We start from the raw sequence: 17,060 nt of genomic DNA, 5'->3' as shown, positions 1-17,060 counted from the left end.
CACTGCTCCGCCGCGATGAAATCGCCGGAGGCGGCGATACCTTCGCCGGCCAGGCCCGTTCCCGGGCTGCAGGATTTCTACGAGGACCCCACCGTCCCCGTCGCCTCCGGCGAGGCCCGTAGTCTGCGCCAGGCCCGGATGTTGGCCGATGCGCTCGGGCCCGCCGGGCCCGGCCGCCCGGCTGCGACCGTGCTCGACGTGGGCTGCGGCGACGGCTCGGCGGCCGCGACCGCCGCCCGCGAACTGAACGGGCACCACATCGTGGGAGTCGACTGGTCGCAGGGCGCGCTGCGCCGGGCGGCGCCGCGCCTGAGCCATGTCGTCCGCGGCGAGTTGACCGGCGGTGGGCTGCCGTTCGCCTCCGGCAGCGCCGACGCCGTGCTCTTCAGCGAGGTCGTCGAGCACCTCGTCGACCCCGACAGCGCACTCGACGAACTGCACCGGGTGCTGCGCCCCGGGGGACATCTGATGCTCTCCACGCCCAACCTCGCCGCCTGGTACAACCGCGGGCTGCTGCTCGCCGGAGTCCAGCCGGTGTTCTCCGAGGTGAGTCTGCGCCACATCCACGGCAGGCCGGGCAGCCAGGTGGTCGGCCATCTGCGCCTGTACACGGCACGCGCGCTGCGTGAGTTCGTGGCGGCGTGCGGGTTCGAGGTGGTGACGGTCGCCGGTGCGCCGTTCCACGGCGTGCCGCGCCCGCTCCGCCCGCTGGACCGCTTGGCCTGCCGGCTGCCGTCCCTCGCCTCCATCCTCCTGGTGCACGCGAGGAAGGTGTAGTCCGTGGTGTGGGGAGTGGTTGCCGCACTGGCGGCGAACGTCCTGTACAGCACCGGCTTCGTCCTGGAGAAGCGGGCTCTGGCCGGCATGCCGCCGCTGAGTGCCGCACAGCCGGGCCGGGCCCTGCTCCTGCTGGCCGGCAGGCCCTTGTGGATCTGCGGGGCGACGGTGCTCGCCCTGGGGTTCGCCGCCCAACTGGCCGTCTACCGCACACTGCCGATCGCCGCCGCCCAGGGTCTGTTCCTGTCCGGGCTGGTCCTCCTGCTGGTGCTCTCGTCGGTGGTGCTCGGTGAGCGCCCCTCCGGCCGTGAGCGGCGCGCGGTCGCCGTCATCGGGCTGGCACTGGTCATGGTGGTGTCCTCGCTGTACGGGAGCAGCGAGGAGATCAGCCACAGCGCGCCCGCGGGCATCCTGCTGGCACTGTGCCTGCCGACACTCGCGGCCGGACTGCTCCTGTACGCGGCCGCGGAACGGCGAGCCCGCCGACGTCACCGGCAGCCGACCACCGGAGTGGCCTACGCGGTGGCGGTCGGTCTGCTGTACGGGGTCAGCTCGCTCGCCATCAAGGGCATCTCCGGGCACCTGGGCACCTGGGACCTTCAAGGCTCCGTACCGGCCCTGCTCGCCTCCCCCTACCCGTACCTTCTGCTGTTGACAGGGAGCAGCGGACTGGTGCTCTCGCAGGCCGCCCTACAGCGCTGCCGGGCGTCACTGATCGTCCCGGTGTGCTCGACGGTGACCTGCGTGTTCACCATCGTCAGCGGCACGATCGCGTTCAGCGAGCCGCTGCCCGCGGACCCGCTGCGGCTGTTATTGCGCATCGGCGGCACCGCGTTGGCCCTTACCGTCCTGCTCACCCTGCCGCGACACGACGCGGCCACCCCCACATCCGAAGGAACCCTGCCATGAAGCCTGACAACCCGCTGCTGAAGATCCTCGCCTGCCCGCTCGACAAGGGTCCGCTGATCCTCGACGAGACCGGGGGAGCTCTCTACAACCCGCGCCTGCACCGCCGCTATCCGATCATCGACGGCATCCCGCAACTGCTCCCTTCCTCCGGCGAGCTGGTCGTCGAGCAGGAACACGACGCACTGCCAGCCGGACTGCCCGACTCCGCCTGAACGCAGAAGTGAGCGTCTGTATCCACACGCAGCGCCCGCGAGGGCGGAAGACAACCCAGAGCCGATCGGGGGTGTGGATCGTTCTGAGTCGATTTGATTGAGGAAGCTACTTTCGATGGCAACGCCCGTGAAGAGAACGGACTTCATGCGCTTCTCGCGCCTACACTCGTACCACAGCGGTCTCGCCAATTAGCTCCGCCTCAATGGTGAATGGAGCCACTGGAGTGCCCAGGCGGCGACCGATGCTGACTCTTTGCTGCCCCCTGGGGACGGTGTAGGACTCTGACCTGCATAAACGCCCGGTGCGCATTATGTGGTTGAACTTTGTGGGCCGTTCCCAGCAGGAAATCTAAGTGGGCCGCAAGGACTGGATGGAGGGCACTCGCTTCGGCGAGGTGAAGGGCTGCGACGGTGACCGCCTCCCCGCCCCCGAACTCCCGCCGGTGCCCCTGAAACCGCGCGGACGAGTACGTTGACCTGGGGTTATGGGAGACGGTCTCTTGGTCGCAGGCGCAGTTTTTTCTAACCGCGGGCGAGTGGCGAGGCCAAGGCCCCCCAGAACGAGCACTGGTGGTCTGCGGCGAAGGCAGTGGACGCCGCGTCGGCTGCGGGATTGAGTGTGAGTACTGTGTGCTCCTTGCCGGTGGGCATCCACGGGGTCTGGTCGCTCACCGAGGGAGCTCCGTAGCGCGCGAACGCGGCCCAGTAGCGCTTCATACGGTTCGCCAGCGTGACCTGCACCGGAGTCAACGGCCTGTCACCCATGGTGAAATCGTGCAGATAGGCCAGTTCGGCACTGTGGGCGTTCGACTCGTCGAGTCCGGGCACCTGAGCCCCGTACAGGGTGGGCGAGTCGGGATCGTCGAACTCGTAGGCGTACGTGGGTACCTGGCCGGCGAAAATCCGGGCCGACCGGTATGTGTGGCAGGCGAACGTCGAATCGGTGAGCACGGCCGAGAACGCGAGGTACGGCGAGGCGTAGTCGGAGAGCGGGTAGCGTTCCAGGACCTGGTCAGCCGCAGCTCCGTAACTCGACTTGATCCGGGCGGTGTACTCCTGGGCGGTCAGATACGGCTGGGTCACCGCGACGAACATCCTCCCCTCGGCCCTGGTGCTGCCGATCAGGACCGGCACCTTGTTCCAGTTCCCGGTCGCGATCGCCCGGGAGGGCTGGACAGGAAGCAGACGGTCGCCGACCGCGGGCCCGGACGTGGGGAGAGCGCGTGCGGCGCCCACGAGATCGGATCCGCGCGCGGCACGCAGGCATGCGGCGATTGCCACTGCATCGTGGCATCCTGCCTGTGCCGCGAAGGCGTGGCCCTCTCTCTGTGCCCGCGCTCGATCGGGCGCTTGCAGCAGCGTGCACGGTCCGCTCTGCAGGATGGCCCGGGCGAACAGGCCAGTCGTACGCGGCGAGGCGAGCATGGCGCACACCGAGCCGCTGCCGGCGGATTGCCCGGAGATGGTGATGTTGGCGGGATTCCCACCGAACGCCGTGATGTTCTCCCGTGTCCATTCGAGTGCCGCGATCTGGTCCATCAGCCCCCAGGACCCCGAGCGCAGCGCGTTGTCGTCGGTCAGCTCGGGCAGGCTCAGGTAACCGAGCTGTCCCAAGCGGTAGTTGATCGTGACGACAATGCTGTTCGTCGATTCGGCCATGGTGCGGCCGCCGAACTGTGTTCCGGTGCCTTGGCTGTACGCTCCGCCGTGCATCCAGAAGACAACCGGAAGCCGCGCCCCAGCACGGGCGTTCCGTGGGCGGTACACATCGAGGTAGAGGCAGTCCTCACTGACCGCCTCAGGGTCGCGGAGGCCGAAGGGCGAGAACTGCAGACATGCGGGCGCCTGGCGAGTGGCGTTGCGGACCTCGTCCCATCGCTCAGGCGCCTCTGGCGGGCGAAAACGCAAGTTCCCCACAGGGGGCGCCGCATAGGGGACACCAAGGAACTCCTGGGCCTGTCCCCGGTTCTGGCCCCGTAGAGCACCCTGACCGATCACGACCAGAGGAGCGGTCCGCGACCCGTCGGACGGGGCCGCGGAGGCCGGAGTCACCGGCACAAGCAGCGCCACGAGAGCCAGTAACCAGGCGGCGCCCGCGGATGGCCGCGCAAGCGAAAGCCTTCTCATTCTTCCTCCTGGACAGCGCTACGGGCGGAGCCCGGAAAGGAGAGTGCTGGTCATGGCGAAGTCGGCGGGTCCGGTGTTCCAGTTGGCGGACATCGGGCTGACGGCGATCTTGTCGGCGCTCACGGCCTCGACGTCCCCGCCCTTGGCCGCCGGCTGCGGGGCGAACTTCACATCCACCTTCCACGTGCCGTCGCCGGAGTCGATGAAGTCAGGCTTCAGGGGCGCCTGCGGGTCCTGGAACGTTGTGGCGACCCCGGCCGCGGTCCCGGTGCCGTCCGCGCCGACGACCGGATGGTTGATGTTCAGGCCGACACCCTTGGGCAGCAGCCGCCCGGACTTCGCGCGGGACTGCAGCTGGTCGATGAGCTTGACCGTGAAGTCGACCGTCGGGCGCATGGCGTTGACGGTGGCGACCGCGTCGGGAACGCCGAAGCCGCCGGTACTCAGCGCGATGGCGGGTACGCCGGACTCGAGGGCGGCGACAGCGCCGCCGACCGTACCGGAGTGATTCGCGAGGCCGGCGAGATTCGGGCCGAAGTTGGTGCCGGAGACCACCAAGTCCGGGGCTCGGTCTTCGAATACCTCGGAGAGGCCGAAGACCACTGAGTCGCCGGGTGTGCCGTCCACGGCCCATACCTTCGGCTCGGGGTGCTTGACCGTGATGGTGGGGCCGCTGAGTATCTTCGTCCCGGTGCCGCTCTGGTTGGTCAGTGGGGCGACGATGGTGACGTCATGTCCGGCAGCGCTCAGGCGCTGGAACGCCGCACGGATGCCAGGGGCGTTGTAGCCGTCGTCATTGGTGAGCAGGATGCGCAGCGGGCCCGTGGGCGCGCTCTGTGGCGCGGCGGTCGCCGGCGCGGTTCCGGCAAGGGCGGGCGTACACAGCAGCAGGGCGGCCAGCGGCAGAACTTGCTTGCGTCTCACGATGTACTCCTTCGAGAAGTGAGGGGGAGGTATGGGACCGGCGGGCGCTCGACCCTCGACGAGTGCCCGCCGGAGTTGAGGGGCCGGGCCGGCGCTCAACGAGGGCGCGGCCCGGGGATCGTTCAGCGCACGCTGCGGATCGGGAGGATCGCCAGCGCACCGAGCAGGGAGAGAGCTCCGCCCACCAGGAACAGCCCCGTGTAGCCGCCCAGGGCGGTGACGACCGCGGAGGCGACGAAGGGGGCGATGATCTGCGGCCCGGCATTGGCGATGTTGAGTACGCCCATGTCACGGGCGGCGTCCTCGGCGCTGGGCAGGACGAGCGTCACCACAGCGGTGTCGACGGCCATGAAGCAGCCGAAGGCCAGGCCGTTGAGCGCGCTGAAGACGAGCATCCCGGTCCAGGTGGGACTGACGACAGGGATCACCGTGACCAGACCGGCGAGTGCCGCCGAGGCGCCGACGAACACCTTGCGCCGGTCCAGGCGGTCCGAAAGCAGGCCGCCGGCCAGCGTGGAGACCGCCATGGCGACCATCGACACCGGGGTGAGGACCGCCATCGCTGCGGCCGGCTGCATACCGTCCGGGAGCGCGATGTGGTCGTCCAGGATGTAAAGCTGGTAACCGATCACGGAGAAGTAGCCGAGCACCATCAGGGCCCGGCCGATGAACGCCCACCGGAAGTCGTGATGGGACAGGGCCGACAGAAACGCGGCGAGCTGTGCGCGCCCGGGCACGGCCGGTGCGGGTGCCGAGCGGGGGACATCGCGGCAGAAGCTCGTCAGCAGGACGGCCGCACCGGCGACCAGCACGCCGAACACGAGATAGCCGGTTCTCAGCTGACCTGAGGTCTGGGAAGCGATGAGTACGCCGACGGTTCCGCCGATCGGGAGTGCCAGTCCCACCAGGGCCGATGCGGTTCCGCGCCGGGACGGGGGTATCCGGTCGGGCACGACAGCGGTGACCGCCGCCTGGTAGACGTTCATGGTCGCCTGGACGAGGCACCACCCGATGCCCACCAGCACCGCCGTCCGGGCGGTACTGAGGAACGCCAGGGCGGCGAGGGAGGCGAGGGCGCCGCCGAGAATCCACGGGTTGCGGCGGCCGGTCCGGTCGGACAGCGCGCCGGCGATCGGATTGAACGCGGTCGCGAAGACCGCGCTGATCCCGCCCACCAGGCCCAGAATGGCGACCTTGTTCGCCGGGTCGATGGCTGCGATCTGCAGAGGCAGCAGCACGGAGCCGACACCCATGTACACGGCCAGCATGGACGCGTTGGCCACCAGGAGCAGCATCATCAGTCCGCGCTGCCGGGGCACCTTTGGCGCCGCGTTTTCGCGCGGTTCGGTCAGTTCGTTCGTGGTCATGACGGCCGCCGATGTGTACACGCCGTACTACGGCTGATGGGGACGGACATGTCGACTCCTCGGGGGAGGGAGCAGAGAGGGGAGGGGCCGCTGTAGCGAGAGGCGCGCGGCGGAAGAAACCTGAACATCGCGGTTACACGTGTTAGTCGCGGTGCTCACTGTTTAGCACTAGCTCCCGGTGCTCCGCTAGGCCTGGCGCCGGGGAACTGAGGGCATGGGGCCCGGCGGGGCGGCCCGCATAGAAACGTGTGTAGGCGGCATCGAACGCGTGGACCAGGAGGTCTTGTCCTCCCGGCCGCTGTGTGGTCACTGCTTTGGCGCGGTTCAGCCTGGCCGAAAAATATATTGCCCTTGTGGCGGGGGTCGGAGCGGCGCAATACTCCGCGGTGCCGCCGCACTACTGCCCGTACCGGAGTCGGCGATGTGAGACCCACTAGCCACGTCCGCGCCATGTGCCGCCCGGCCGTCCGCGCGGATTTTCCCTTGCCATGCTCCCCGCGCTTGAAGCTCGGGTAAGTGACCGCGAAAGGCACCTCGTGCTGAACTCGTCCCCACAGACCGACCCGCCCCCAAGATCCGGCCGGCCTCCTGGGCACCCGGTTCCGGCCGCCCCGCCTCGAGGCGCGCTCGTCACCGGAACGGTGCTCCTGCTGGGAGTTCTGGCGATCGGCCTCATGCTGCGAGCTGGAGGGGCGCCGGCAATTCAGAATCTCGACGATCGCTGGGCTCGGTGGGCGCAGGGCCCACGAAGTGAGGCGGCCACGGACTTCACCGACATCCTCGATCGCCTGGGCGGCCCCTTGGGCCTGATCTTTCCCCTGGTGCTGGTGGGTTGCCTCTGTGTCTACGGCCGGTGGAGGTCGGGACTGTTCGTGTTTGTGGCCTGCGTGGTCGCGAACATGCTCGTCGTCCTGCCACTCAAGTCCCTTGTTGGCCGGCCGAGGCCGCCACACCCTCTGGTCCTGGTCAACGACGGGTCGTACCCCTCTGGCCAGGTGTTCACTGCTGTCGCTCTCGTGATGGTGGTCGCCGTGGTGCTCTTCCGCCCGGACGCACGACGCTGGTGGTGGGCGTTTGGGGGTGTGTACGTCGCCACCATGATGTGGAGCCGCGTTTGGCTGCACGCCCAGTGGCTCAGCGACACGGTCGCCGGAGCTGTGGCGGGCATCGGTACGTGCCTGCTGTTGTGGCGCGCCTTCGCGCCCCTGCTGGAACGCGAGGCGGTGCGTGCCGCCACGAACCGGCTGTGGTAGGTGCGCACTTGGATTTGCATGTCGATATATTGACGGTCGCCATAAATGCGGCATGCTTGTGCTTGGGTTGCTGCCTCCATGACGAGTGAGGAAGGGAAGTTCATGGCTATCTCTGAAGGTCAAGTTCCGCCTGTGGTCGACCTGAGGGCAGGACGGCTGCAGGGCGCCGTCGACCGCGGGGTCGCCGTCTTCAAAGGAGTGCCGTACGCCGCACCCCCCGTCGGAGCTCTCCGATGGCGCCCGGCGCAGCCGCACCCGGGTTGGAGCGGTACGCGGGACGCCACCGTCTGCGGTCCGAGCGCGCCGCAGATGTTCATGGAAGGCGGCGACCCGGTGATGGGTGGTCACGGTTCGCCGCCGTTCGACGACGACTGCCTGACTCTGAATGTCTGGACACCGGCCGCCGACGACGGCCGCCGTCCGGTGCTCGTCTGGATTCATGGGGGAGGCTTCGTGTCGGGCTCGGGGTCCCTGCCCAATTACTCGGGGGAGGCCTTCGCTCGCGACGGTGACCTCGTTGTCGTGAGCATCAACTACCGGCTCGGGCCACTCGGATACCTGTACTTCGATGGCGAGGAGGAGGGCTCCGAGCCCGGGAACTTCTGGCTCACTGACCAAATGGCCGCGCTGCGGTGGGTGCGAGACAACATCGAGCGCTTTGGTGGGGACCCCGCCACGATCACGGTGGCCGGCCAGTCCGGTGGCGCGATGTCAACCGCCGCACTGGCGGGCCACCCCGAATCCCAGGGCTTGTTCCAGCGCGTCATTCTTCAGAGCCCGCCCCTCGGGCTGCATATCCCGACCCCGGCCGAGTATCGGAAGCGAACGGACTCCTTTCTGGAGATCGCTGGCGCCAAGAACGCCACCGATCTCAGAGAGCTGCCCTGGCCGAAGCTGATCGAGGCGGCCGGCGGGCTGTTCGCGCGCACCATGCGATGGGGCTATTGGCCCACCCCATTCCTTCCCGTCCGCGATGGGGTGACGCTGCGCGAGCACCCCGCCGACACCCTGCTCCATGGTGCGGCCGCCGATCTCGACGTGATGATCGGCTGGACCCGGGAAGAGGCCAACTTCGGCTTCGCCCTGGACAAGGGGTACGGCGCGGCGACTCGGGACCAAGTGATCGCCAGGATCGCGGAGACCTTCGGTGAGGACGACGCCGCCGAGGTGTACGACGCCTACGCGCGAACCCGCCCCGGCTCCCGCCCGGTCGATGTGCTGATGGATCTGATTACCGACGAGCTGTTCCGGGTGCCCTGCGTGGAGCTGGCCGAGGCCCGGGCGGGGATGGGGAAGCCGGTGTGGGCGTACCAGTTCGACCTGCCCACGCCGGCGCACGGCGGCAGGCTCGCCGCGGCGCACTGCCTGGAACTGCCCTTCGTTTTCAGCAACTTCGACAGCTGGACGCACGCCCCGTTCCTTGAAGGGCTGGATCCCGCGGTCTGTGACGGGCTGGCCCACAGCATGCACGAGGCGTGGATCGCCTTCGTTCGCACCGGAGACCCCAACCACCAGGACCTGCCGAGCTGGGAGCGATACGACGCGGATTCGCGGCAGACCATGCGCTTCGACTCGGTGGTGACTGCCGTAGGAGATCTGGCCGGTCACTCGCGCCTTATGCACGGCAGGTTGCGCGAGCGACCGTAAAACTGTGCGCGCGGCATCTCGCGCGTACGCCAGCCCATGGACTTAGGCGGTTACACGTGTCATCTTGGGAGTGGTCGCCGCGTGGGGGCGGCGACCACCCCGCATCAACAAGCCGGCCCGCATCCCAAGGGTCGACGCGCCATGAAACGGAACAGGTACCCCATGTCACAGACCCCGGCAGTTCGGCCGCGCATGCTCACCGCCCCCGACGGCACGGTCTTTCGCGACCTGAACGGCAACGGCGTGATGGAGCCTTACGAGAACCCGCGCCTCCCGGTCGCCGAACGCGTAGCAGACCTGCTTCAGCGCATGACGCCGGAGGAGAAGGCGGGCCTGCTCTTCCAGACCATGGTGACCATCAACGCCGACGGGACACTGGTGGAGCCGGAACCCGGCGCTCCAGTCGACGACCCCATGCGTGCGTCCACCTCCGCCATGGTGACCGGCAAGCTCATGAACCACTTCAACCTGTTCGGCGCGGCAGCCCCGAGGCGGATGGCCGAGTGGAACAACCGGCTTCAGGACCTGGCCGCGACGACACGCCTGGGCATTCCGGTGACGATCTCCACCGATCCCCGCAACGGCTTCGTGGACAACCCGGCCGCCAGTGTGCACACCGAAGGCTTCTCGCTGTGGCCGGAACCTCCGGGCCTCGCCGCAATCGGTGATGAGGACCTCGTCCTCGAGCACGCCGATATCGTCCGTCGCGAGTACCTCGCGGTCGGCATCCGGCTGGCCCTTGGGCCTATGGCCGATCTCGCCACCGAACCCCGCTGGCCGCGCGTCCTGGGCACCTTCGGCTCGGACGCGGAGGTGGGCGCCCGCCTGGTCGCCGCGTACATCCGTGGTCTGCAGGGTGAGACTCTCGGCACCGGCAGCGTCGCCGCGATGACCAAGCACTTCCCCGGCGCCGGCCCCCAGATGAACGGCGAGGACGCCCACTTCGCGTACGGCCGCGAACAGGTCTACCCCGGCGACAACTTCGACTACCACCTGATCCCCTTCGAAGCCGCGTTCGCTGCCGGGACCTCGCAGATCATGCCGTACTACGCCATGCCGATCGGCACGCCCCACGAGGAGATCGGGTTCGGCTTCAACAAGGGCGTCATTACTGGCCTGCTGCGCGGAAAGTACGGCTTCGACGGCATCGTCTGCACCGACTGGGGTCTGGTGACCGACACGGAGATCTTCGGAGCGCCCTTCCCCGCCCGCGCCTGGGGAGCCGAGCACCTGGACCGCCTGACCCGCGTTGAACGCATCCTCGACGCCGGAGCCGACCAGCTGGGCGGCGAAGCGGCCCCCGATCTGGTCCTGGAGCTGTTGCGCACCGGACGGGTGACGGCCGAGAGGATCGACGCGTCAGTGGCACGCCTCCTGCGGGAGAAGTTCATCCTCGGCCTCTTCGAGGATCCGTACGGGGACCCCGACACAGCCGCCGAAGTCTGTGGAAGCGCGGAGTTCACCGAGGCGGGGCTTGCCGCTCAGAGCCGCTCCATCACTGTGCTGAAGGACCGGCCGGACAACGCTGCGGCGCCCCGGCTTCCTCTCGCCGGCGACGTCCGCGTCTACGTCGAGGGAGTCGACGCGGAGGTCGCCAGGCGGTACGCGACAGTCGTTGCGACGCCCGAAGAAGCCGACGTGGCGATCCTGCGTATCGCCGCCCCTTACGACAAGCGACGGACCACAGGGTTTGAGTCCTTCTTCCGGGCAGGCCGTCTCGACTTCACCCAGGAGGAACTCCGTCCACTGCTCGACGTCGCCGCCACTGTCCCCACAGTCGTGGACATCTTCCTCGACCGTCCCGCTGTCATACCGGAGATCGCCGAGCACGCGGCGGCGCTCGTGGCCAATTATGGCGCCTCGGACACCGCGCTGCTGAATGTCCTCTTCGGCCTCTCAGTGGCCGAAGGGCGCCTGCCGTTCGAACTGCCCCGCTCGATGCGGAGTGTCGAGTCCAGTCGCGAGGACGTACCCAACGACTCCGCGAACCCGCTCTTCCCCTATGGCCATGGCCTGCGGCTGGGCTGACCTCAGCCCCGACAGGGAGGGTGGTGGCTGCCGTCGTGGCAGGCGCCACCCTCCGCGCCGTTCGCGGTGAACATCAACTCAGCCTCGGCGTCGGCAGTGCTGACCGCCTACGCACGAGTAACGCGTGTAACCTGGGAAGGAAGCGGTCACTCGGGCCGAGGGGAGCGAAGAAGGACGTCATGGCCCAAGACACACCCGCCCAAGCCTCCATCACCAGCGCGGACGTAGCGCGTCTGGCCGGGGTGTCCCGCGCCACCGTGTCCTTCGTACTCAACGACACTCAGGGGCACCGGGTCAGCGAGAGCACCAGGGCGCGAGTGCTTTCCGCGGCCAAGGACCTCGGTTACGTGCCGCACGCGGCCGCCCGTTCTCTGCGCGCCGGGCGAAGCAACCTGGTCCTGATGCCCGCGTCGATCTCCGCGATCGGCCGCCTGGTCAGCGACTGGGTGGACGATCTGCACAGCGAACTCGACCGGCACGGATACACCACCGTCCTGCATGCCGGCCGCTTCCCCGACCCGGTCAGCGCCGCCCGTTCCTGGGCCGAACTGCGGCCCGCGGCGGTGCTCGCCCTGGACGGCGACGGGCTCACCGTCCAAGCGGCTGACCTCCTGCGCCGCGCCGGCGTCCGCGGACTCCTCGCCTTCGCGTCCCGCCCGATGGAAGGAATGCACACGGTGGCGTTCGACCACGCCGACATCGGCACGGCCGCCGCTGAACACCTCATCCGGCGCGGACGCAGCAGGATCGGAGTGGTCATGCCGCAGGAGCGTGGGCTCGACTCCTTCGCCCGACCGCGCCTGGCCGGTGCCCAGGGCGTCGCCGCCCAGCACATGGCCACCGTCACGCCGGTGGAACTCGCCTACACCCGCGAGTCCGCCGGGGCTTTGGCCAAGCGCTGGACGTCCTTGGACCTGGACTCGGTGTTCGCCTTCAACGACGAGTACGCAGCCCTCCTGATGCATGCCCTCCAAGCAGAGGGCATCACCATTCCGGACGACGTGGCCATCGTCGGCTCCGACGACCTTGTGCTGTCCGCCCTGCAGCAGCCGCCACTGACCACGGTTCGACTGCAACTTCCTTCGGCGGCGTTCATCGCGGACACCTTGCACGACTTGATCGAGAAGGGGACAGCGCCGCCGGTGCCCGGCATAGAGACCGTGCTGGTCCAGCGCCGGACTTCCTAGCCTTCCCGGGCCAGCTTGTGCCGGAACACCCACCACGACAGGAGAGCGGTGCCTGCGCCGGCCGCCGCACCTGCGACGGTGTCGCTGAGCCAGTGCGCATGCAGCCACGTACGGCTCCACATCATCGCCAAGGTGAACAGCACACCCCCGGTCCACCACGCGCGCCGGTGGGCCATGGGGATCAGCAGGGCGCCGATCATCACCACCAGCATGGCTGCCCCAGCAGCGTGCCCGGAGGGAAAGGAGCCGTGGTCGACGCGGACCATCGGGTTCTCCGGACGGGGACGGTCCACCAGGTACTTGAGGACTTGGACCACCAGCATGCCTCCGCCCAAGTACGTGGCGAGCAGATAGAAGACGGACCACCTGCGCTTTCGCATGATCAGGAAGATCAGGAGACCGACGGGCACGACGACCCCCAGCGGCCCGCCGAACCAGTCCAGGACGGCCGCCGTGGCGGCGTAGAGACCGTCGTGGGGGCCGCCCATCCAACCCAGCCAGCGCTCGTCCAGCCCCTGGAAGGGCGGCTGCGCCGCATCCGAGTGAACGATGATCCCCAGCAGTGCGGTGACGAGGATGCAGAAAATCCCCAGAGGAACCACGCCGGCTCGGGGCGGAGCGGGAGTGGACCGGCTGCGTGTGGCGGCCACCGGAGTATCAGGTGCGGCGACCGGTGTGTGGGACATGAGAGCCTCTCGCGGCCGCGAATACCCGCGGCCCAGATCTGGTGAACGGGGACTCGGAACACAAGTCGGAAGGCGGGGGCGCGGCAGCGTGGCGCGTCCCCCTCACGACGGGCGGGAGATGCCGGTCAGGCGCCGAGGTGGCGAGCCAGGAACGTGACACCCTCGGTGACGATCGGGGTGACATCCGGGGCGCCGATGAAGATGTGGTCGGCACCGTCCACGGGCTGGAGCGTGACATCGCCGTCCACCTCCCGGAGCGCCTTGGCCAGCACCTCACTCTGGCTGTACGGGACGAGAGCGTCCTGAGTGCCGTGAACCAGCAGGAACGGCGGGGGAGTTGACCCTTCCGCGTACGTGACAGGGCTGGCGACCCGCGCCAGCTCCGGCCGCTCCTCGGCAGTGCCGCCCAGCAGCGCCGCGTAGGGGTCCGGGAATTCGACGCCCGGCGGCATCGGCGGCATGGGATGCGAGAGCAGGGCGCCGATCTCGGAGACCCCGTACCAGTCCACGACCGCCTGGACCGCCGAATGCCCCTCGCGCACACCCTCGTTGCCTTCCAGGGCCTGGCCGCTCGGGCTTCCTGGTGTCACGAGCCCCGCGAGTGCGGCGAGATGACCACCCGCCGACTCACCCCAGACGCCGATGCGCTCCGGGTCGATGCCGAAATCGCCGGCGTACTTGCGGACATAGCGGATGGCAGCCTTCACATCGTGGAGCTGGGCCGGGAAGGGCGCTTCAAGGCTGTGCCGGTAGTCGATGCATACGAGAGCGAGCCCGGCTCCGAGGATCGAGCCGTGCAGCAAGGTGACGGGAACGGTTGGCGGCGGGTAGCGCCGGTCGCCGTCCAGCCACCCTCCACCGTGGATCCAGACGACTGCCGGAACGGGATCCTCACTCGCCGGTGCGTGGACGTCGAGCAAGCGGGGCCGGTAGCCGGGGGTCGTCGCGTAGGTGATCGCGTCGAAGCGGCGTACACCGTCCCCGGCTGTCACTGGGGGCTCTGGAGCCCGGTAGGGAGGCGGAGGCCACGCGTGGTCGAGGTCGACCGGAGCAGATTGCGTCATGGGGGCCCTTTCAAATCAGCAGACCTTGGCAAACATGGGCTTCATGCCATTTGTCCGAAATGCTTGCGCTTTTCCGTGGGGGATGCTTAGCATGTTACACGTGTAACAACAACCTGGCGACGTCTAGCGGCCCTGAAAGGACTCGACATAGCCCGTTCAGACTTCGGCCGTTGTTACACGAGCAAGCTCCGACCCGTACGCCCTCCTGCTCGGGAGCTCCTCATGCTCACTGCTGCTGTGGTTCGTGCCGGCCCGCCCTCGGGGCGGCACGCCTTCACTCACTGGTCGTTCAGTCCGACCGCCGCCACCGTCCCGCTGATCCGGGCTCGGGTTCGTGCCGTCCTTGAAGCGTGGCGGATCTCTGTCGATCTCTCCGACGCCTTGCTGCTGGCCGTCAGTGAGCTGGCGACCAACGTGGTCAGGCATGCCGCGTCGGTAACCGACAGGCTGCGCGTCACCGTGACCTGTGGGGGTGGGTGGCTCCGGGTCGACGTGGCCGACGGGGATCCGTCGCTGCCGCACGTCGGCCCGGCCAACCTGGAGGCCGAGGGTGGCCGCGGGCTGGCGATCGTCGGTTTTCTGGTCGCAGAGGCGGGCGGGGAAGTGTCTGTGGTTGCCGACCGGTTCGGCAAGACCGTTCGGGTGTGCCTGCCCGCGGGTTGAGGTGAGCCGGCCGCAGCATGCTGTCAACAAAATCGAATGTGCCGAAACATTGACGGCCGCAAGTTTGGCGCGATACTAACTTCACTCTCCCTGCTGCCCCGAGATTGAGGTGCCGCCCCATGGAGCTCTCCCCGTCCGCGCATGTCGATTCCTTCTGTCGCGATCGACTCCCGCCCTTCCCTCTGTGGCCCGAACTGCGCTTCGAACTACCGGAGTTGCACTACCCGGACCGGCTCAACGCGGCCCAGCACCTACTCGACGGCGCCGTCGAACGCTGGGGGCCCGACCGTGACTGCCTGCTGACTCCCACGGAGCGGTGGACTTACGGCGACCTGCTGATCCGGGCCAACCAGGTCGCCCAGGTGCTGACTCAGGACTTCGGGCTCCGCCCCGGCAACCGCGTCCTGCTGCGGGGCCCCAACAACCCCTGGCTGGTCGCTGCTTGGTTCGGTGTGCTCAAGGCCGGAGGTGTTGCTGTCACCACCATGCCGTTGCTGCGTGCGACGGAGCTCTCCGACCTCTGCGACATCGCCCGACCGGCGGTTGCCGTTTGCGACCACCGCTACCTCGACGAGCTTGCCGCTGCCGAAGCCCCTGGCCTCGCTGTACTCGCATACGGCGGCACCGGAGAAGCAGACCTCACCGCGCGCTGCGCGACCAAGGACGGGCGCTTCTCCAACGTCATAACGGCGGCCGACGATGTGGCCCTGATCGCCTTCACCTCTGGAACAACTGGCCGGCCGAAGGCGACCATGCACTTCCATCGTGACGTACTGGCCAACGCCGACACCTTTTCCCGCCACGTCCTCAAGCCGCGGCAGGACGACATATTCACCGGCACGCCTCCGCTCGCCTTCACCTTCGGCCTCGGCGGACTCGTGGTCTTTCCCCTGCACGTGGGCGCGTCGACCCTGCTGATTGAGCAGGCCACCCCGCGACAGCTCGCCGACTTGGTGGAAGAGCACGGTGTCACCGTGCTCTTCACCGCACCCACCGCCTACCGGGCAATCATGTCTGCCGGCGGGGCGGGCCGACTGGCCGGACTGCGCCGCTGCGTATCAGCCGGTGAGGCGCTGCCGGCGGCAGTGTGGGAGGAATTCCATGCCGCTACGGGGCTGCGCATCATCGACGGCATCGGTGCCACTGAGATGCTGCACGTGTTCATTTCCGCCGCTGACGACGACATACGGCCCGGTTCCACCGGGAAACCTGTCCCCGGATACCGGGCGCGTGTGGTGGACGAAGAAGGGCGGCCCGTCCCCGACGGACAACCCGGCCTTCTCGCGGTAACCGGACCCACCGGCTGCCGGTACATGGACGACCCGCGCCAGACGACGTACGTCAGAGGCGGCTGGAACATCACTGGCGACACCTACATCCGGGATGCCGACGGATACTTCTGGTACGTGGCCCGAAGCGACGACATGATCGTCTCCTCCGGGTACAACATCGCCGGGCCCGAGGTGGAGAAGGCGCTCGCCGCCCACCCCCACGTCGAAGAATGCGCCGTCGTCGGCGCGCCGGACAGCGAACGCGGGATGCTCGTCAAGGCGTACGTGGTCCTCCGGGCCGGCGTCGCCGCCGGCGAGGCCACCGCCACGGAACTGAAGAACCACGTCAAGCAGTCGATCGCGCCGTACAAGTACCCGCGCGCCATCGAGTTCGTCTCCGAACTGCCACGCACCAGCAACGGCAAGCTCCAGCGCGGCGAACTGCGCAGACGAGCGCACGCCGCTCCACCGACGGACAGCTGTGCGGCCGGATGCGCCGAAGTCCAGGAGCACAATCTGCCCAGCGTCGTTGTCGAGAGCCGCGTGGAGTGGCAGGACACCGACGCGGCCGGTCACTACCACCACTCCACAGTCGTGCGCTGGGCCGAAGCCGCCGAGGCAGCCCTGTTGCGGCGCCTGGGACTGACGCATCTCTTCGGCAGTACCCCCCGCGTCCACTTCGAGGCCGACTACCGGGCCCGTCTGTGGTTCGGCGAGAGGGTGCTCACTGAAATCCGGGTCACCAAGGTCGGAAACAGCTCCCTGCACTACGCCTTCACCATCAGAGGGGAAGGCGCGGAGGTTGCCGCCGCCGGGCGCATGGTGATCGCCCACTCCGCCGCCCGTGCCACAGGAACCACCCCCTGGCCGGATGACGTGCGGGAGGTCCTCACCAAGGCCGGTCCGCAAGCCCCCGAACTGTTCGCGTGACCGAGCCACAAACAC

14 protein-coding genes and 1 pseudogene are annotated in these 17,060 nt (G+C 68.4%); 10 read left to right on the top strand and 5 right to left on the bottom strand.

The genetic code is table 11. The features are described 5' to 3' along the window. Positions 1-15 precede the first annotated feature (15 nt). The 4 genes and pseudogenes from J7E96_RS15595 to J7E96_RS37390 form a co-directional block, all read left to right on the top strand. Positions 16-777, top strand: coding sequence for a bifunctional 2-polyprenyl-6-hydroxyphenol methylase/3-demethylubiquinol 3-O-methyltransferase UbiG (locus tag J7E96_RS15595; protein WP_251069967.1), 762 nt, complete (start codon positions 16-18; stop codon positions 775-777). 3 nt (positions 778-780) lie between these two features. Then, a complete protein-coding gene (locus J7E96_RS15590; protein WP_215131812.1) occupies positions 781-1,686 on the top strand; it encodes a DMT family transporter in 906 nt (301 codons plus the stop codon). Then, positions 1,683-1,898, top strand: coding sequence for a Trm112 family protein (locus J7E96_RS15585; RefSeq protein ID WP_215131810.1), 216 nt, complete (start codon positions 1,683-1,685; stop codon positions 1,896-1,898). The genes J7E96_RS15590 and J7E96_RS15585 overlap by 4 nt, the downstream gene beginning before the upstream one ends. A gap of 308 nt (positions 1,899-2,206) precedes the next feature. Next, positions 2,207-2,374 (top strand): annotated as a pseudogene (locus J7E96_RS37390) (pirin family protein); the annotation flags it as partial. 46 nt (positions 2,375-2,420) lie between these two features. Here J7E96_RS37390 and J7E96_RS15580 read toward each other — a convergent pair. The 3 genes from J7E96_RS15580 to J7E96_RS15570 all read right to left on the bottom strand — a co-directional run bounded on the left by J7E96_RS15580 (position 2,421) and on the right by J7E96_RS15570 (position 6,316). Continuing rightward, the gene (locus J7E96_RS15580) at positions 2,421-4,025 is read right to left on the bottom strand and encodes a carboxylesterase/lipase family protein (RefSeq protein WP_251069955.1); all 1,605 of its coding nucleotides are present in this window, start codon (positions 4,023-4,025) and stop codon (positions 2,421-2,423) included. A gap of 18 nt (positions 4,026-4,043) precedes the next feature. Then, on the bottom strand, positions 4,044-4,949 hold the full coding sequence (gene surE, locus J7E96_RS15575; RefSeq protein ID WP_215131806.1) for a 5'/3'-nucleotidase SurE: 906 nt from the start codon (positions 4,947-4,949) through the stop codon (positions 4,044-4,046). Positions 4,950-5,071: 122 nt separating this feature from the next. Then, the gene (locus J7E96_RS15570) at positions 5,072-6,316 is read right to left on the bottom strand and encodes an MFS transporter (protein ID WP_215131804.1); all 1,245 of its coding nucleotides are present in this window, start codon (positions 6,314-6,316) and stop codon (positions 5,072-5,074) included. 488 nt (positions 6,317-6,804) lie between these two features. Between J7E96_RS15570 and J7E96_RS38210 the strand changes: the two genes are divergently transcribed. From J7E96_RS38210 to J7E96_RS15550, 4 genes are all read left to right on the top strand, one after another. Beyond that, the gene (locus J7E96_RS38210; RefSeq protein WP_215131802.1) at positions 6,805-7,569 is read left to right on the top strand and encodes a phosphatase PAP2 family protein; all 765 of its coding nucleotides are present in this window, start codon (positions 6,805-6,807) and stop codon (positions 7,567-7,569) included. A 102-nt stretch (positions 7,570-7,671) separates the two neighbouring features. Then, on the top strand, positions 7,672-9,216 hold the full coding sequence (locus J7E96_RS15560) for a carboxylesterase/lipase family protein (protein WP_215131800.1): 1,545 nt from the start codon (positions 7,672-7,674) through the stop codon (positions 9,214-9,216). A gap of 162 nt (positions 9,217-9,378) precedes the next feature. After that, positions 9,379-11,244 (top strand): glycoside hydrolase family 3 N-terminal domain-containing protein, encoded by a 1,866-nt coding sequence (locus tag J7E96_RS15555; protein ID WP_308295977.1) that lies wholly within the window; start codon positions 9,379-9,381, stop codon positions 11,242-11,244. A 179-nt stretch (positions 11,245-11,423) separates the two neighbouring features. Next, positions 11,424-12,431 (top strand): LacI family DNA-binding transcriptional regulator, encoded by a 1,008-nt coding sequence (locus tag J7E96_RS15550; RefSeq protein WP_215131798.1) that lies wholly within the window; start codon positions 11,424-11,426, stop codon positions 12,429-12,431. Here J7E96_RS15550 and J7E96_RS15545 read toward each other — a convergent pair. Both J7E96_RS15545 and J7E96_RS15540 read right to left on the bottom strand, forming a co-directional pair. Continuing rightward, positions 12,428-13,117 (bottom strand): phosphatase PAP2 family protein, encoded by a 690-nt coding sequence (locus J7E96_RS15545; RefSeq protein ID WP_215131796.1) that lies wholly within the window; start codon positions 13,115-13,117, stop codon positions 12,428-12,430. The two genes, J7E96_RS15550 and J7E96_RS15545, sit on opposite strands and share 4 nt — an antisense overlap. A 125-nt stretch (positions 13,118-13,242) precedes the next feature. After that, a complete protein-coding gene (locus J7E96_RS15540; RefSeq protein WP_308295976.1) occupies positions 13,243-14,109 on the bottom strand; it encodes an alpha/beta hydrolase in 867 nt (288 codons plus the stop codon). A 294-nt stretch (positions 14,110-14,403) separates the two neighbouring features. On the opposite strand from J7E96_RS15540, the gene J7E96_RS15535 reads away from it, so the two are divergent. Together J7E96_RS15535 and J7E96_RS15530 are read left to right on the top strand one after the other, a co-directional pair. Then, complete coding sequence (locus J7E96_RS15535; protein ID WP_215131792.1) at positions 14,404-14,844, top strand: ATP-binding protein; 441 nt, start codon at positions 14,404-14,406, stop codon at positions 14,842-14,844. 119 nt (positions 14,845-14,963) lie between these two features. Next, positions 14,964-17,045: a benzoate-CoA ligase family protein gene (locus J7E96_RS15530; RefSeq protein WP_215131790.1), complete on the top strand. Its 2,082-nt coding sequence runs from the start codon at positions 14,964-14,966 to the stop codon at positions 17,043-17,045. Positions 17,046-17,060 lie beyond the last annotated feature (15 nt).

The sequence above is a fragment of the Streptomyces sp. ISL-96 genome, from assembly GCF_018614035.1.
In the GTDB taxonomy this organism is placed as follows: Bacteria; Actinomycetota; Actinomycetes; order Streptomycetales; family Streptomycetaceae; genus Streptomyces.
This window is presented reverse-complemented; position numbering and strand designations above follow the sequence as displayed.

Coding starts and splice junctions, on each gene's coding strand:
- J7E96_RS15595 (WP_251069967.1), top strand. CDS start 16: ATGAAATCGCCGGAGGCGGCGATACCTTCGCCGGCCAGGCCCGTTCCC.
- J7E96_RS15585 (WP_215131810.1), top strand. CDS start 1,683: ATGAAGCCTGACAACCCGCTGCTGAAGATCCTCGCCTGCCCGCTCGAC.
- J7E96_RS15580 (WP_251069955.1), bottom strand. CDS start 4,025: ATGAGAAGGCTTTCGCTTGCGCGGCCATCCGCGGGCGCCGCCTGGTTA.
- J7E96_RS15570 (WP_215131804.1), bottom strand. CDS start 6,316: ATGACCACGAACGAACTGACCGAACCGCGCGAAAACGCGGCGCCAAAG.
- J7E96_RS38210 (WP_215131802.1), top strand. CDS start 6,805: ATGCTCCCCGCGCTTGAAGCTCGGGTAAGTGACCGCGAAAGGCACCTC.
- J7E96_RS15560 (WP_215131800.1), top strand. CDS start 7,672: ATGGCTATCTCTGAAGGTCAAGTTCCGCCTGTGGTCGACCTGAGGGCA.
- J7E96_RS15555 (WP_308295977.1), top strand. CDS start 9,379: ATGTCACAGACCCCGGCAGTTCGGCCGCGCATGCTCACCGCCCCCGAC.
- J7E96_RS15550 (WP_215131798.1), top strand. CDS start 11,424: ATGGCCCAAGACACACCCGCCCAAGCCTCCATCACCAGCGCGGACGTA.
- J7E96_RS15545 (WP_215131796.1), bottom strand. CDS start 13,117: ATGTCCCACACACCGGTCGCCGCACCTGATACTCCGGTGGCCGCCACA.
- J7E96_RS15535 (WP_215131792.1), top strand. CDS start 14,404: ATGCTCACTGCTGCTGTGGTTCGTGCCGGCCCGCCCTCGGGGCGGCAC.
- J7E96_RS15530 (WP_215131790.1), top strand. CDS start 14,964: ATGGAGCTCTCCCCGTCCGCGCATGTCGATTCCTTCTGTCGCGATCGA.